This window comes from Enterobacter sp. ECC-019 (assembly GCF_043974075.1).
GTDB classification, from domain to species: Bacteria; Pseudomonadota; Gammaproteobacteria; order Enterobacterales; family Enterobacteriaceae; genus Enterobacter; species Enterobacter asburiae_D.
Window position 1 is genome coordinate 1,434,139 of sequence record NZ_CP143759.1, and the last position, 16,276, is coordinate 1,450,414.

The 16,276-nt window shown below is 55.5% G+C and carries 15 protein-coding genes; 5 read left to right on the plus strand and 10 right to left on the minus strand.

Features of this window, described 5'->3' with window-relative positions; genetic code table 11:
• Positions 1-9: 9 nt before the first annotated feature.
• Together zapD and coaE are read right to left on the minus strand one after the other, a co-directional pair.
• A complete protein-coding gene (gene zapD / locus V1566_RS06660; RefSeq protein WP_023334512.1) occupies positions 10-753 on the minus strand; it encodes a cell division protein ZapD in 744 nt (247 codons plus the stop codon).
• The gene (gene coaE / locus V1566_RS06665; protein WP_395305404.1) at positions 753-1,373 is read right to left on the minus strand and encodes a dephospho-CoA kinase; all 621 of its coding nucleotides are present in this window, start codon (positions 1,371-1,373) and stop codon (positions 753-755) included. Before coaE ends, zapD begins: the two co-directional genes overlap by 1 nt.
• A gap of 228 nt (positions 1,374-1,601) precedes the next feature.
• Here coaE and V1566_RS06670 point away from each other — a divergent pair, with 228 nt between their 5' ends.
• Positions 1,602-2,645 carry a GMP reductase gene (locus tag V1566_RS06670; protein WP_395305405.1) on the plus strand — a complete coding sequence of 348 codons (1,044 nt, stop codon included), beginning with the start codon at positions 1,602-1,604 and terminating at the stop codon, positions 2,643-2,645.
• A gap of 43 nt (positions 2,646-2,688) precedes the next feature.
• Here the strand turns inward: V1566_RS06670 and hofC are convergent, their stop codons facing one another.
• The 4 genes from hofC to nadC all read right to left on the minus strand — a co-directional run bounded on the left by hofC (position 2,689) and on the right by nadC (position 6,761).
• Positions 2,689-3,873, minus strand: a complete 1,185-nt coding sequence (gene hofC, locus V1566_RS06675; protein ID WP_395305406.1) for a protein transport protein HofC — start codon at positions 3,871-3,873, stop codon at positions 2,689-2,691.
• Positions 3,863-5,245 (minus strand): type II secretion system protein GspE, encoded by a 1,383-nt coding sequence (gspE, locus tag V1566_RS06680; RefSeq protein ID WP_395305407.1) that lies wholly within the window; start codon positions 5,243-5,245, stop codon positions 3,863-3,865. Before gspE ends, hofC begins: the two co-directional genes overlap by 11 nt.
• Positions 5,246-5,255: 10 nt before the next feature.
• A complete protein-coding gene (ppdD, locus tag V1566_RS06685) occupies positions 5,256-5,693 on the minus strand; it encodes a prepilin peptidase-dependent pilin (protein ID WP_395305408.1) in 438 nt (145 codons plus the stop codon).
• A gap of 174 nt (positions 5,694-5,867) precedes the next feature.
• Positions 5,868-6,761, minus strand: a complete 894-nt coding sequence (gene nadC, locus V1566_RS06690; protein ID WP_032660661.1) for a carboxylating nicotinate-nucleotide diphosphorylase — start codon at positions 6,759-6,761, stop codon at positions 5,868-5,870.
• A gap of 87 nt (positions 6,762-6,848) precedes the next feature.
• Between nadC and ampD the strand changes: the two genes are divergently transcribed.
• Together ampD and ampE are read left to right on the plus strand one after the other, a co-directional pair.
• On the plus strand, positions 6,849-7,400 hold the full coding sequence (gene ampD / locus V1566_RS06695; protein WP_395305409.1) for a 1,6-anhydro-N-acetylmuramyl-L-alanine amidase AmpD: 552 nt from the start codon (positions 6,849-6,851) through the stop codon (positions 7,398-7,400).
• Between the two features lie 9 nt (positions 7,401-7,409).
• On the plus strand, positions 7,410-8,264 hold the full coding sequence (gene ampE, locus V1566_RS06700; protein ID WP_213329226.1) for a beta-lactamase regulator AmpE: 855 nt from the start codon (positions 7,410-7,412) through the stop codon (positions 8,262-8,264).
• A gap of 18 nt (positions 8,265-8,282) precedes the next feature.
• On the opposite strand, the gene V1566_RS06705 is transcribed toward ampE, so the two are convergent.
• From V1566_RS06705 to V1566_RS06720, 4 genes are all read right to left on the minus strand, one after another.
• The gene (locus V1566_RS06705; RefSeq protein WP_395305410.1) at positions 8,283-9,233 is read right to left on the minus strand and encodes a family 43 glycosylhydrolase; all 951 of its coding nucleotides are present in this window, start codon (positions 9,231-9,233) and stop codon (positions 8,283-8,285) included.
• 10 nt (positions 9,234-9,243) lie between these two features.
• Complete coding sequence (locus V1566_RS06710) at positions 9,244-10,641, minus strand: MFS transporter (protein WP_320717359.1); 1,398 nt, start codon at positions 10,639-10,641, stop codon at positions 9,244-9,246.
• 164 nt (positions 10,642-10,805) lie between these two features.
• The gene (aroP, locus tag V1566_RS06715; protein ID WP_054829520.1) at positions 10,806-12,176 is read right to left on the minus strand and encodes an aromatic amino acid transporter AroP; all 1,371 of its coding nucleotides are present in this window, start codon (positions 12,174-12,176) and stop codon (positions 10,806-10,808) included.
• A gap of 46 nt (positions 12,177-12,222) precedes the next feature.
• A complete protein-coding gene (locus tag V1566_RS06720) occupies positions 12,223-12,450 on the minus strand; it encodes a hypothetical protein (RefSeq protein ID WP_395305411.1) in 228 nt (75 codons plus the stop codon).
• A 263-nt stretch (positions 12,451-12,713) separates the two neighbouring features.
• Between V1566_RS06720 and pdhR the strand changes: the two genes are divergently transcribed.
• Together pdhR and aceE are read left to right on the plus strand one after the other, a co-directional pair.
• Positions 12,714-13,478 (plus strand): pyruvate dehydrogenase complex transcriptional repressor PdhR, encoded by a 765-nt coding sequence (gene pdhR / locus V1566_RS06725; protein WP_008501960.1) that lies wholly within the window; start codon positions 12,714-12,716, stop codon positions 13,476-13,478.
• Between the two features lie 123 nt (positions 13,479-13,601).
• Positions 13,602-16,265 carry a pyruvate dehydrogenase (acetyl-transferring), homodimeric type gene (aceE, locus tag V1566_RS06730; protein WP_257258722.1) on the plus strand — a complete coding sequence of 888 codons (2,664 nt, stop codon included), beginning with the start codon at positions 13,602-13,604 and terminating at the stop codon, positions 16,263-16,265.
• Positions 16,266-16,276: the final 11 nt, after the last annotated feature.

The following is a 16,276-nucleotide window of genomic DNA, read 5'->3' on the forward strand; positions in this document are numbered from 1 at the left end:
CGGCACTCCTTAACAACAGGCCAGTTCAAAATCGAGACGTTCCGGCACGGTGCCATTTTCACTGTCCAGCGGCATAAAGCGAATCGCAAAGCGGCTCTTATGCCCGGAAATCTGTGGGTAAAGCTGTTCGCCAAGAGACAGATTGAGACGCAGAAGATCGGCATCATCACCGTTATCCTGGAAGAAACCATTCAGGCTGGTTTGCTTGCGGAACGGCGCAGAGTTACGGATCAGATCGAGGATCAGCGACAGCGTCTGGTGCATTGGCTCCAGGCTTGCCAGCCAGCTGTTCACCTGCGCGTCACGCTGCGCCTGTGGCATATGTAGCCACATGTGCAGCGTCGGCAGGTCGAAGCTACAGCAGCCGCCAGGGATGCTCAGACGCTGGCGCACCAGGCCAATCAGGCGGTCTTCACGCAAAAACTGCCCGACGCGCGGCGCGGCCATCAGGATGGCGCTACTGCTTTTCAACTGCTGGCGGAGCGCGTCGATACGGCTCTGGTCTACGCCGGGGACTTCTGTCCATGCCTGCAATTTACGCTGCTGGCGCTCCAGCTCTTTGAGTAATTCTGTGCGGACATCGCCGCGTTCAATCACATCCAGCAGATCGCCTACGTTGCGGAAGAAGTGCAGCGCCGTGGCATGATCGTTAACGGGCAGATGTTGTGAAAGTTGTTGAATAAGAAATTCGATGCGCAGCCAGGTGCGCATTTTTTCGTTGAGCGGATGCTCAAAAAGGATGTGTGTCGACATTATGGTTTTTCCTGTGCAACGGCCTGCGCGGCGAACGTCAGATACTGCGCGTGCAGACGGGCAACATCCGATGCAATGGCATCTGGTGCGCCGTTATTATCAATAACATCATCCGCCACGGCAAGGCGCTGAGCGCGCGTAGCCTGAGCGGCAAGAATTTGTTCAGCATGCTCCCGCGAGACGCGATCGCGCGTCATAGTTCGCTGAATTTGCGTTTCGGGAGAGACATCAATCACCAGCACCCGATCCGCTTTCATATGCAGCTGATTTTCAACCAGTAGCGGAACCACCCACAAGACATAGGGCGAGCGGGCTGCGGCTATCTGACGCTGAGTTTCCTGGTGGATGATGGGGTGGAGCAGGGCATTAAGCCAGACTTTTTCCGCAGAATCGGAAAAAATGCATTCACGAAGCTGACGGCGATTCAGTGTGCCATCGGCATTGATGATGGCCTGACCAAAATGTTCTGCGATGGCCTTTAGCGCGGGTGTATTGGGCTCTACCACCTGGCGGGCAATGATATCGGCATCAATAATCGTGATACCCAAACGAGAGAACGCGTCCGCAACGGTACTTTTGCCACTACCGATGCCGCCGGTTAATGCGACGATATACCCCATTAAATCAAATCCTGGGAATTATTCATTATTAAAATCAGTTGATTAAAACTCTTACGTGCGCCAGCAACTGTTTAGCCCCGTTTACCGGCTTTTTACCAGGTAAATTTATAGGATTGTAGCGTAAAAAAAGAGAATTTCGCAGTCTTGCGGAGCAGGTATTAGTGCGTATGATAACGTCACTGGAGTTGTGCTTTTAACATATTTGCCTCTAACCCCAGGAATCTGCACATGCGTATCGAAGAAGATCTGAAGTTAGGTTTCAAAGACGTTCTTATCCGCCCTAAACGCTCTACACTGAAAAGTCGCTCAGACGTTGAACTCGAACGTCAATTCACCTTTAAGCATTCCGGTCAGACCTGGTCTGGCGTGCCGATCATCGCTGCCAACATGGATACTGTGGGAACCTTTGAGATGGCAACCGCCCTGGCACAGTTCGACATTCTCACCGCCGTTCACAAACATTACAGCCCTGAAGAGTGGAATGCGTTTGTTGCGTCCGCGTCTGCTGACGTGGTGAAGCATGTGATGGTCTCCACCGGTACCTCCGATGCGGATTTCGAGAAGACCAAACAGATCCTGAACGCTAACCCGGCGCTCAACTTCGTCTGTATTGACGTGGCGAACGGTTACTCCGAGCACTTTGTGCAGTTCGTCAGCAAGGCGCGCGAGGCCTGGCCGACGAAAACCATCATCGCGGGCAACGTGGTGACCGGTGAAATGTGTGAAGAGCTGATCCTTTCCGGCGCAGATATCGTGAAAGTGGGTATTGGCCCTGGCTCCGTGTGCACGACACGCGTCAAAACCGGCGTCGGTTATCCGCAGCTCTCCGCAGTCATTGAATGTGCCGATGCGGCGCACGGTCTCGGCGGCCAGATCATCAGCGATGGCGGTTGTACCACGCCGGGCGATGTTGCGAAAGCCTTCGGCGGCGGCGCGGACTTCGTGATGCTCGGCGGTATGCTGGCAGGCCACGAAGAGAGTGGTGGTACCGTTGTTGAAGAGAACGGCGAGAAATTTATGCTGTTCTACGGCATGAGCTCTGAATCCGCGATGACCCGTCACGTCGGTGGCGTGGCAAAATACCGTGCGGCAGAAGGTAAAACCGTTAAGCTGCCTCTGCGCGGCCCGGTTGAATTCACCGCGCGCGATATCCTCGGCGGCCTGCGCTCGGCCTGCACCTACGTTGGGGCATCCCGCCTGAAAGAGCTGACGAAACGTACAACGTTTATTCGCGTTCAGGAACAGGAAAACCGCGTATTCAATAGCCTGTAATGGCTTCGGCTGGCGCATGCCCATGCGCCAGCACTGTTCTGCACTAGCCCGCACTCATCGCATCCCCCAGATGGAAAATCGGCAAGTACATTGCCACCACCAGCGTGCCGATGATGACCCCTGTCACAATCAGAAGCACCGGCTCGAGAAGTGCCGCCAGATTATCTGCCCGTTGAAAGGTCTGTTCCGTGTGGTGTCGGGCGAGGTTTGCCAGCATGATGTCCAGCGCACCTGACATTTCGCCGGTTCGTAAAAGCTGAATACACAGCGGGGTAAAGATGGCCGCTTTCTGAAAGGATGACCAGACGGGGAGACCTTTTTCAATGTCCTCCCGAACGCTGCGCAGTATTCCCCGCCAGTAACGACTTTCAACGGTCTCCTCCGCACTTTCAAGGCCCTGTAAAAAGGGGATGCCGGCCCGCTGCGTGAGTGACAGCACGGTAAAGATGTGCCCCAGTTTTTGACCTTTTGCCAGTGCGCCCAACACGGGCGCGTGCATCAGCATTCGCTGCCAGCGAGGGTTCTGCCGCAGAGCCCAGGCGGTGGCAAAGAGCGCTAATAACGCGGCGAACAACACAAGGGCATATGACTGCATAAATGCGGCCATCCCCATGACCATTTGCGTCAGCAGCGGAAGCGGCGTGTTAAACGTTTTGTAGATCGCGGCAAACTCGGGCAAGACCAGGGTGACCATCGCCAGCACCACGAGCACGGCCAGCGTCAGGACGATCGCCGGGTAGCGCAGCGCCTTTCTCACTTTCGCACTGAGCTGCTGCTGCGCTTTTTGCTGCTGCGCGAGCTGACGACAGCACTCCTCCAGCTTTCCTGTGAGCTCACCGGTTTTCACCATCGAGACATGCAGTGGGCTAAAAACGGCTGGCCACTCTTTTAGCGACTCAGAAAAGGGGGCCCCCTCACTGAGCTCATCGGCAATGCTTTGCAGCAGCGCCTGCCACGGTTTTAACGGATGTTGTTCTGCCAGCATCTGCAGGCTGTGGGACAATGTCAGCCCGGCCTGCAGAAGCGTTGCGAGCTGGCGAAACATCTCGTAGCAGTGATGTGGCCGCCAGCGGTGTCGCTGAGCGCATCGGGTCAGCGTCAGAGGATGGAGATCGCTACGCATCAGCCTGGTGAAGGCGGCAGTGCGGTCTGTGGCCCAGAGTGTCCCGCTTCGGGGTTCTCCTTCCTGGGTGAGCGCTCGCCAGCGCCAGAGCTGATTAGCAGCCATCGGGCATGCCCAGGACGCGCACCAGCTCTTCGAGCGTGGTCAGGCCTTGTTCGATGGCCATGCAACCGTGCTCGAAAAGAGAAATCATTCCCGCCTGCCGGGCGCTCGCCTCTATCACTTCTGTTCCCGTCCCGCTGGCAATGGCCTGCCGCAGGGCATTGTCGATCGCGAGTACTTCAAAAATGGCTACGCGGCCATAAAAACCGTGATAGCAACGATCGCAGCCGATGGGTTGCCAGCGTGGAAGCGGTCTGGACCATACGGCGCGCGGTAGTTCAGCATGTTCGCTGGCTTCCCGACGACAATGTGGGCACAGACGCCGGACCAGCCTCTGGGCAATCACCATCGACAGCGCGGAAGATATCATCCAGCGCGCGACGCCCATCTGCTCCAGGCGAACCAGGGTTTCCGTCGTCGAGTTGGTGTGCAGCGTTGACAGCACCAGATGCCCGGTCTGGGCGGCATTAATAGCAATGTCTGCCGTTTCGCCGTCACGGATTTCGCCGACCATAATGATGTCTGGATCCTGACGCAGTAGCGCCCGCAGCACGCTCTGGAATGTTAAGCCCGCCCGGGGATTAATCTGCGTCTGGTTTAATCCCGCAAGGGGGATCTCAATGGGATCCTCCACGCTACAGATGTTGACGTCAGGGGTGTTACGCGCCTGCAGCGCGCTATACAGCGTCACGGTTTTGCCGCTGCCGGTAGGGCCGGTGACCAGAATTAGCCCCTGCGGCTGGTGGAGGACCTCAGTAAAACAGGCCAGCTGTTCAGCACTCATGCCAAGCGCGTTTGGCTCAAGGGCCCGCTGAACCTGATGCAGCAGACGCAGCACAATTTTCTCGCCACCGCTGCAGGGAAGCGTCGCGATTCGAAACGAGACCGGCGCGTTTGCCAGCTCAATCGTAAACTGGCCGTCCTGAGGCAAACGACGTTCTGCAATATCCAGGTTACCCAGCACTTTTAAACGTGCGCTGAACAGGCTTGCCAGCGAGGCGGAAAGCGGAGGCTGGGGGCAAAGAACCCCGTCGATGCGTAAACGGATTTGGCATGCGTGCTCCATCGGTTCGATATGAATGTCGGAGGCGCGCTGGTCGATTGCCTGCTGCAGCGTGTGGTTGAGAATATCCACCGTCGACTGTGTTTGCGAAACAACGGGCAGATGCGATTGTGACGTTAGCTGCCGATGTTTTTCCATGCGCTCAGCGCTCCAGCACTCAATATCAATCCGTTTCTGAGTTGCGAAACGCAGCGCCTCCATGAGTTCGGCCGCGGGGTTGCCCACGACGGCAATGCTGACCATGTCGCTATCGCTGGTAAGCAGCAGTGCGTGATGGCGAAGACAAAGCGCCACGAGTTGATCGGTATTCATTATCCGCTCCTCAGTTATTGTCGAAGCGGAAAACGTCTTCGCAGGCCTGTTTCAGGGCGCTGTCAGCACTGATGTTGCAGTCGCGCGTCCAGCCCGTCATACCGTTGCCGTCGCTCCACCGTGGCGTCATGGTTACCGTCAGCCCGTTAAGACTCTCCTGTCCTGTTAAGGTCACGATCCCTTTCGCCGCGCTCATTCCTGAAACGTAGCGTGTCGTGGTGGGGGAAGGGATACCGTTACTGCCGGCATCGCAGCTCTCCACGCCTCCATGATCCAGCGCGCAAAGCTCAATGGCCGTGCGGTAGGGAACGAAGGTTTGCAGCATATCGGTCAGCGCCGCCTTACGCAGGTAGTTCTGATAGGCGGGAACGCCGATGGCGCTCAGAATCGCAATGATGCCAATGACCACCATCAGCTCAATAAGTGTGAAGCCTTGTTGTCTGTCCATATCTGCTCCTTATGCAAAGTGGCGCTACTTTGTCAGCGGGAAAGGGCAGAAACGAGGGGCAAGAAAGGAAACGGGAAGGGGTCTTCAGAGAATTTATTCAGTGTTGCAGGGAAGAACAGTGGTTCTGCGAGCGGGGCTGAAATTCCCCTCTCCGGGTGGAGAGGGGAGAATGCGTTATTTGAAGCGCATTGAGAGGTCGAGAGCGCGAACGTGTTTGGTCAGCGCGCCGACGGAGATGTAATCCACGCCGGTTTCGGCGAATTCACGGATCGTTTCGAAAGTGACGTTCCCGGACACTTCAAGCTGGGCCCGGCCATTTGTCAGTTTTACCGCCTCGCGCATCTGCTCTGTTTCGAAGTTATCGAGCATGATGATATCGGCCCCGGCCTTAATCGCCTGCTCCAGCTCTTCCAGGCTTTCGACTTCCACCTCAACAGGCACATCCGGGTGCAGCCAGAAGGCTTTCTCAACCGCCTGACGCACGGAGCCAGAGGCAATAATGTGGTTCTCTTTAATCAGGAAGGCGTCGGATAAGCCCAGCCGATGGTTTGCGCCGCCGCCGCAGAGTACGGCATACTTCAGCGCGGTGCGCAGGCCCGGCAGCGTTTTGCGGGTATCCAGCAGCTGGGTTCGGGTACCGGCCAGCAGGTCAACGTAGCGACGCACTTCACTGGCCACGCCTGAGAGCGTTTGTACAAAATTGAGCGCGGTACGTTCGCCGGTCAGCAAGACGCGGGAAGGACCATCCAGTTCGAACAGCGGCTGGTTGGCCGTGACTGCATCGCCGTCTTCAACGTGCCAGGTCACCTGCACATCATCGCCTGCCAGCTGAGTAAAGACCTCTTCAACCCAACGCTTGCCGCAAAAGACGCCATCTTCACGGGTGATAATGACCGCGTGGGAGCGTGTCTCTTTTGGCAATAATTGTGCGGTAATATCCTTATCAGCGTTAACGTCACCGCCCAGATCTTCTTTCAAAGCATGGGAGACGCTTGCCGGAATATCCATATTAATACGTTCCAGAAGCGCTTCACGTCGGTGGTCGGGGTTGTAGCGGCGAGGCGGCATGATAAAACTCCAAATTGGTAACGAATCATAATATTGAAACATGCTACTCTGAACCGAGTCATTGCACCATACAGAAGGAGTTCCAGCATGTTGTTAGAAAACGGATGGCTGGTGGATGCGCGACACATGCCCTCGCCGCACCACGATTGCCGCCCGGAGGATGAAAAGCCCACACTGCTGGTGGTTCATAATATTAGTCTCCCTCCGGGTGAATTTGGCGGCCCGTGGATCGATGCGTTATTCACGGGAACGATTGATCCCGATGCTCATCCCTTTTTTGCTGAAATTGCACATCTGCGCGTATCGGCTCACTGCCTGATTCGTCGCGATGGTGAAGTGGTTCAGTATGTTCCCTTTGATAAGCGCGCCTGGCATGCCGGCGTGTCGATGTATCACGGGCGCGAACGGTGCAACGATTTTTCTATCGGGATTGAACTGGAAGGCACGGATACGACGCCCTACACCGATTCACAGTATCAACAGCTAGCGGCTGTAACCCGCACGCTTATTGGACTCTACCCGGCTATCGCCGACAATATCACGGGACACAGTGATATAGCCCCGGAGAGAAAAACCGATCCCGGTCCGGCCTTTGACTGGCCCCGGTTTCGCGCCATGCTCGCCGCGTCGTCAGAATAAGGAGATACCATGACGTTGTTTACCATGCTGCTGGTTATCATCGCTGAACGCCTGTTCAAGCTCGGTGAGCACTGGCATCTGGATCACCGGCTGGAGGTGTTATTCCGCCGGATTAAGCACTTTTCTATGCTGCGCACGCTGCTGATGATGGCAGGGGTGATGGTCATTACGTTCCTGCTCCTGCGCTCGCTGTACGGACTCTTTTTCAACGTGCCGCTGCTGGTGGTGTGGATCCTGCTCGGGGTGCTGTGCATTGGTGCGGGCAAGGTGCGTTTGCACTATCACGCCTACCTGAAAGCCGCCTCCCGTGACGATGCCCATGCGCGCGGTGCCATGGCGAGCGAACTGACCATGATCCACGGCGTGCCGCCGGACTGTGACGAGCGCGAATTTCTGCGCGAGCTGCAAAACGCGCTGCTGTGGATTAATTTCCGCTACTATCTTGCGCCGCTGTTCTGGTTCGTGGTGGGCGGCCCGTGGGGGCCGGTACTGCTGATGGGGTATGCGTTCCTGCGCGCCTGGCAGACCTGGCTTGCTCGTTACCTGACGCCGCATGAACGCCTGCAGTCAGGCATTGATGCCATCCTGCACGTGCTCGACTGGCTTCCGGTGCGTCTGGTGGGCGTGGTGTACGCGTTAATTGGTCACGGTGAAAAAGCGCTGCCCGCTTGGTTCGCGTCTCTTGCCGATCGCCATACGTCGCAGTATCAGGTGCTAACGCGTCTGGCGCAGTTCTCGCTGGCGCGTGAACCGCATACCGACAAAATTGTAACACCGAAAGCCGCTGTCTCGATGGCGAAGAAAACGTCGTTTGTGGTGGTGGTGATCGTGGCACTGCTGACTATTTACGGCACGCTGGTTTAGGCCAGCGCGCCGCAAAGACTAAAGCGTATCCGCAGGCGGGATGCCAAAATCAGGCATCCCGTTTTCATTCCAGCGGACGCGCTTCAGGCGGGTATGGCGGTTCGGATCGTACAGCGGGTCGCCCTCAATTTCGGTGTAATTACGCGCGTGATACACCAGCACATCTTCCCCTTCTGGCGTTTGCGTAAAGCTGTTGTGTCCCGGGCCGAACTGGCGGTTCTCATAGCTGGTAACGAACACCGGACGCGGGGATTTGTGCCAGTTTGCCGGGTTTTGCGGATCGGCATTCAGGTCTATCCACAGTAGCCCCATGCAGTAGTTCTCATCGGTGGCGCTGGCGGAATAGCTGATAAACAGCTTATCGCCGTGAACCAACACCGCCGGGCCTTCGTTGACCCAGAACCCACGACACTCCCAGTCATACTCCGGCTTGCTGAGCATCACCGGCTCGCCTTTCAGCGTCCAGGGATTCTCCATTTCGCACAGATAAAGATTGGAGTTGCCGGTGATATCCGGTGCTTTTTGCGCCCACAGATACCAGCGTTTCCCCTGATGAACAAAGGTGGTGGCGTCCAGGGCGAAGGTGTCGGAAGGCGTTTTGATCTGCCCTTTTCCCACCCAGGCGCCAGTGAGCGGATCGCCGTCCGCGCATTCAATGGCGAACATACGGTGCTGGAACATCCCGAGCGCGTCGAGCGCCTGGGTGTGCGTCGCGGCAAAATAGATGTACCACTTGCCGTCGATGTGGTGCAGTTCCGGCGCCCAGATTAGCTGACTCATCGGGCCGCTCTCGGGTTTACGCCAGACAACGATCTCTTCAGCGTCGCGTAGCCCTTCCAGCGTGTCGGCGCGGCGGATCGCTAGCCTGTCGTACTGCGGCACAGAGGCGATAAAATAATATTGCCCTTCATGACGCAGAATGTACGGGTCGGCGCGTTGTTCTATAAACGGGTTAGGCCAGTTATGCATACGGCTTTCCTTATTTAGTCTCAGCGGCTTTAAGTTCCTGATAGTCGTTCAGCTCGCGATAGTTGCTGCGGCGCTTTTCCAGATCGGACTGGATCTGCTTCATGGTTTCGCGGTCCACTTTCAGCAGACGTACCACGCCAGCGGTAATTAAGTATCCAATGCCGGGAATGACGGTAAAGAGCAGCACGATCCCGTTAATGGCGTCCGCGCTTTGCGCTTTGGCGCCCGCGTCATAACCGTACCAGGAGAGCAGGAAGCCGACCATCGCCCCGGCAATCGCCAGCCCCAGCTTGAGGAAGAAGATGTTGCCGGAGAAGCTGATCCCGGTAATGCGCTTCCCGGTCTTCCACTCGCCGTAGTCGTCCACGTCGGCCATGAGCGACCAGTGCAGCGGAGACGGGATTTGGTGCAGGATGTTCAGCAGGAAGTAGAGCACCACGATGGTGACGGTGGCTTTCGGGTCGAAGAAATAGAAGGCGGTTGAGAAAATCGCCAGCACGATATTGGTCCAGAAGAAGACCTTCAGCTTACACCAGCGATCGGTCAGCACTTTTGCCAGCACGCTGCCGAGCATCATGCCGACCACGCCCAGGCTGATAAACAGCGTGGCGAAGTGGGTGCTCTGGCCCATCACCCAGGTGACGTAATACATGGTGGCCGCCATGCGGATAAAGCCCGGGCAGACGTTGCACAGGGTCAGGAGCAGAATGCGTACCCACTGGTCGTTCTTCCACACGTCTTTCAGATCGTTTTTCAACTCGTCGTTGGTCTGTACCGCCGGGCGCACGCGCTCGCGCACGGTGGCGAAGCAGAACAGGAACATGCAGGTTCCAATCAGCGCCAGCACGGTCATCGCCATCTGATAGCCTTTGGCTTTGTTATCCCCGCCAAACCAGTCGGCCATCGGCAGCAGCGTTAATGAGAGCAGCAGCGTGGCGATACCGACCAGCACGAAGCGATACGACTGGCAGGCCACACGTTCTTTTGGATCGTTGGTGATCACCCCTCCTAACGAGCAGTAAGGGATGTTGATTGCCGTATAGGTCAAAGAGAGCAGGAAGTAGGTGACAAACGCATAGATAACTTTGCTGTTATAGCTCCATTCCGGCGTGGTGAACATCAGGATGCTGAATAGCGCGTAGGGGAAGGCGATCCACAGCAGCCATGGACGAAAACGGCCATATTTACTGCGGGTACGGTCAGCAATCGCGCCCATGATCGGATCCGTTACGGCGTCAATCACGCGAACGGACAGCAGCAGCACGCCGACCAGCGCAGGCGCAAGGCCAAAAATATCCGTATAAAAATAGTTAACAAACAGCATGATGGCGCCGAAGATGATGTTGCATCCCGCGTCGCCCATCCCATAGCCGATCTTTTCTTTTACTGACAGTGTGTTGTTATCCATCGACAGCTCTCCGGTTTACGGTATGGAGAGAATTATTCGCTGGCAAAGGAATATATGCGTTGCAGTATCAGGGCGGTGATATGGATAAATACGCTATGGGCGTGAAAGTGTGAGGGAGGTAACAGCGCGCGGCACCCGCAAAAGCAGGCGCCGCGGAGAGAGGCTTAGTGGGCCTTCATGGCATTACGGCTTTTCTGGCTGAACAGATAGCCCACGCCAAGGATCGCAATCCAGACCGGGATCAGGTAGACGGAAATCGCCATGCCCGGCGTGATCAGCATGATCACCAGCACGGCCGCCATGAATACCAGGCACACCCAGTTGCCCAGCGGGTAAAGCAGGGCAGGGAAGCGGGTGGTGACGCCCTGCTGCTGCTTGGCGCGGCGGAACTTCATGTGCGCCAGGCTGATCATCGCCCAGTTGATGACCAGGGCAGAGACCACCAGCGCCATCAGCAGGCCAAACGCCGATTCTGGTGCCAGGTAGTTAATGAGCACGCACAGCGCGGTCACGACCGCCGAAACAAGAATCGTGTTTACCGGCACGCCGCGCTTATCGACGTTGAGCAGCGCTTTTGGCGCGTTACCCTGCTGGGCCAGGCCGAACAGCATGCGGCTGTTGCAGTATACGCAGCTGTTGTAAACGGAGAGCGCTGCGGTCAGAACAACCACGTTGAGTGCGTTTGCTACAAAGGTATCGCCCAGCTCGTGGAAGATCAGCACAAACGGGCTGGTGTCAGCGGTCACGCGCGTCCACGGCAGCAGGGAGAGCAGCACGGCCAGCGAGCCCACATAGAAGATCAGAATGCGGTAGATAACCTGGTTAGTCGCTTTTGGAATGCTCTGCTCCGGGTTGTCGGCTTCCGCGGCGGTGATGCCCACCAACTCGAGGCCGCCGAAGGAGAACATGATAATGGCCATCATCATCACCAGGCCGGTCATGCCGTGAGGCAGGAAGCCACCCTGTTCCCAGAGGTTGCGCACGGTGGCCTGCGGGCCGCCGTTGCCGCTGAACAGCAGCCAGCCGCCAAAGATAATCATCGCCACCACCGCAATGACCTTGATGATGGCAAACCAGAACTCCATTTCACCGAACACTTTTACGTTGGTCAGGTTAATGGCGTTGATAATCACGAAGAAAGCCGCTGCAGAGGCCCAGGTTGGGATCTCGGGATACCAGAATTGAATGTATTTCCCGACGGCGGTAAGCTCAGCCATGGCAACCAGAACGTACAGCACCCAGTAGTTCCAGCCCGAGGCGAAACCGGCAAAGCTGCCCCAGTATTTATAGGCAAAGTGGCTGAAGGAGCCTGCGACTGGCTCTTCAACGACCATTTCACCCAGCTGGCGCATAATCAGAAAGGCAATAAAACCGGCTATCGCGTAACCCAAAATAATGCCGGGACCGGCTGACTGGATAACGGATGCGCTGCCCAGAAACAGGCCGGTACCGATCGCACCGCCCAGTGCGATGAGCTGTATATGGCGGTTTTTAAGCCCGCGCTTTAGCTGATCGCCGTGCTGTTGAGCTTCCATTTGAAACCTCGTGTGTGGTTGTTATGTTCACGCTGTGCGTGTGTAATTATGAAAATCCATATTCTGTATTTATTTCTTTACGGTTAACGAGACCGAAAAAATCGGAGATGACTTCCGTAAGCGCAAGAATAGTGGTAAGTGCCTGCGAATGCACCTGCTTTATAAAGGGGTGATGACGACTTGAATAAAAAGAAAGCATTTGTAAATCGTCCCGCTTATTCTTCCTAACCCAACCTATAGAATAGAAATGCTCCGTAAGTGGGCGAATTTTCATTATTTGCCCTGTTGAATCGCTTCAGATTGCAAAAACCCTCGTTTCATTATGGTTAAAACTCCCTCTTAAGGAGTAATCAACTCATTTGTGCAAAGTTACATTTCTGAAACGTTATTTCTGTAAGGTTGTTAAAATGTGCAGGGTTTACTGATTTCAATCAAAACCAATATGGACAGAAGGTGAATACTTTGTTACTTTAGCGATACGAAATAGAAATTGGTAAGACCAATTGACTCCGGGCAAAAAGGCGTAAGACAGGGAATATGGCCTACAGCAAAATTCGCCAACCAAAACTATCTGATGTGATTGAGCAGCAGCTGGAGTTTTTAATCCTCGAAGGGACTCTGCGCCCGGGTGAGAAACTTCCGCCAGAACGCGAGCTGGCAAAACAGTTCGACGTTTCACGTCCCTCTCTGCGTGAGGCGATTCAACGTCTCGAAGCAAAGGGCTTGCTGCTTCGTCGCCAGGGCGGCGGAACCTTTGTGCAAAACAGCCTGTGGCAGAGCTTCAGCGATCCGCTGGTAGAACTTCTCTCTGACCACCCAGAATCCCAGTTTGACCTGCTTGAGACCCGTCACGCGCTTGAAGGTATTGCGGCCTATTACGCCGCCCTTCGCAGCACTGATGAAGATCGCGTGCGTATCCGCGAACTGCATCAGGCCATTGAACGGGCACAGCAGTCCGGCGATTTAGACGCCGAGTCCAGCGCCGTCGTCCAGTATCAAATCGCCGTCACCGAAGCGGCCCACAACGTGGTGCTCCTCCATCTGCTACGCTGCATGGAGCCCATGCTGGCCCAGAACGTTCGTCAGAATTTTGAATTGTTGTATGCCCGTCGGGACATGCTCCCACTGGTAAGCAACCATCGCACCCGAGTATTCGAGGCGATAATGGCCGGGGAACCGGAGCAGGCGCGCGAAGCGTCGCACCGCCATCTGGCTTTCATTGAGGAAATCTTGCTGGACCGCAGCCGTGAACAATCGCGTCGCGAACGTTCATTACGCCGCATACAGCAACGAAAGGATTAAGCGCCAGGTACTTTTAGAGCGCGGCAACTAAACGCAGAACCTGTCTTATTGTGTTTTCTGGCGAAAATACAATGGGACAGGTTCCAGACAAATCAACGTATTAGATAGATAAGGAATACCCCCATGTCAGAACGTCTCCAAAATGACGTGGATCCGATCGAAACTCGCGACTGGCTACAGGCGATCGAATCGGTCATCCGTGAAGAAGGTGTTGAGCGCGCTCAGTATCTGATTGATCAGCTGCTTTCTGAAGCCCGCAAAGGCGGTGTGAAGGTTGCTTCAGGTGCAGGGGCTAGCAACTACGTAAACACGATTGCCGTCGAAGACGAACCGGAATACCCGGGCAATCTGGATCTGGAACGTCGTATCCGTTCTGCAATCCGCTGGAACGCCATCATGACCGTTCTGCGCGCATCCAAGAAAGACCTGGAACTGGGTGGCCACATGGCGTCCTTCCAGTCTTCTGCGACCGTTTACGAAGTGTGCTTCAACCACTTCTTCCGTGCAGCGAACGAGAAAGATGGCGGCGATCTGGTGTACTTCCAGGGCCACATCTCTCCGGGCATCTATGCACGTGCATTCCTGGAAGGTCGTCTGACTGAAGAGCAGATGAACAACTTCCGTCAGGAAGTTCACGGTAAAGGTCTGTCTTCTTACCCGCACCCTAAACTGATGCCTGAATTCTGGCAGTTCCCGACCGTATCTATGGGTCTGGGCCCAATCGGTGCGATCTACCAGGCTAAATTCCTGAAATACCTGGAACACCGTGGTCTGAAAGACACCTCCGAGCAGACCGTTTACGCCTTCCTGGGCGACGGCGAAATGGATGAGCCAGAATCCAAAGGTGCGATCACCATCGCAACTCGTGAGAAGCTGGACAACCTGTGCTTCATCATCAACTGTAACCTGCAGCGTCTGGATGGTCCGGTAACCGGTAACGGCAAGATCATCAACGAACTGGAAGGCATCTTCGCAGGTGCTGGCTGGAACGTGATCAAAGTCATGTGGGGCGGTCGTTGGGATGAGCTGCTGCGTAAAGATACCAGCGGTAAACTGATCCAACTGATGAACGAAACCGTTGACGGTGACTACCAGACCTTCAAATCCAAAGACGGTGCCTACGTTCGCGAACACTTCTTCGGCAAATACCCTGAAACCGCAGCGCTGGTTGCAGACTGGACTGATGAGCAGATCTGGGCCTTGAACCGCGGTGGTCACGATCCGAAGAAAGTCTACGCTGCACTGAAAAAAGCGCGCGAAACCAAAGGTAAAGCGACTGTGATCCTGGCCCATACCATCAAAGGTTACGGCATGGGTGATACCGCAGAAGGTAAAAACATCGCTCACCAGGTTAAGAAAATGAACATGGACGGCGTGCGTTATATCCGCGACCGTTTCAACGTTCCAGTGACCGATGAGCAGGTAGAAAACCTGTCTTACATCACCTTCCCGGAAGGTTCTGAAGAGCACAAGTACCTGCACGAACGTCGTCAGGCGCTGAAAGGCTACCTGCCAGCTCGTCAGCCAAACTTCACCGAGAAGCTGGAACTGCCAGCGCTGGAAGACTTCTCTCAGCTGCTGGAAGAACAGAATAAAGAGATCTCTACCACTATCGCTTTCGTTCGTGCCCTGAACGTGATGCTGAAGAACAAGTCGATCAAAGATCGTCTGGTTCCAATCATTGCCGACGAAGCGCGTACTTTCGGTATGGAAGGTCTGTTCCGTCAGATCGGTATCTACAGCCCGAACGGCCAGCAGTACACCCCGCAGGACCGTGAGCAGGTTGCATACTACAAAGAAGACGAGAAAGGTCAGATCCTGCAGGAAGGTATCAACGAGCTGGGCGCAGGCGCATCCTGGCTGGCTGCTGCGACCTCTTACAGCACCAACAACCTGCCGATGATCCCGTTCTACATTTACTACTCCATGTTCGGGTTCCAGCGTATCGGTGACCTGTGCTGGCAGGCTGGCGACCAGCAGGCTCGCGGCTTCCTGGTAGGCGGTACGTCCGGTCGTACGACCCTGAACGGTGAAGGTCTGCAGCACGAAGATGGCCACAGCCACATTCAGTCTCTGACTATCCCTAACTGTATCTCTTACGACCCGTCTTACGCGTACGAAGTGGCAGTCATCATGCATGACGGTCTGCAGCGCATGTACGGTGAAGCGCAAGAGAACATTTACTACTACATCACCACCCTGAACGAAAACTACCACATGCCGGCAATGCCAGCAGGTGCCGAGGAAGGTATCCGTAAAGGTATCTACAAACTCGAAACCCTCGAAGGTAGCAAAGGTAAAGTTCAGCTGCTGGGCTCCGGTTCTATCCTGCGTCACGTACGTGAAGCAGCACAGATCCTGGCGAAAGACTACGGTGTGGGTTCCGACGTGTACTCTGTGACCTCCTTCACTGAGCTGGCGCGTGATGGCCAGGATTGTGAGCGCTGGAACATGCTGCACCCAATGGAAACCCCACGCGTTCCGTACATCGCTCAGGTGATGAACGATGCACCAGCGGTGGCGTCTACTGACTATATGAAACTGTTCGCAGAGCAGGTTCGTACTTACGTTCCAGCTGATGATTATCGCGTTCTGGGTACTGACGGCTTCGGTCGTTCTGACAGCCGCGAAAACCTGCGTCACCACTTCGAAGTTGATGCTTCTTACGTGGTTGTAGCAGCACTGGGCGAACTGGCTAAACGTGGCGAAATCGATAAGAAAGTGGTTGCGGACGCAATCACCAAATTCAACATCGATGCAGAAAAAGTTAACCCGCGTCTGGCGTAAGAGGTAAAAGA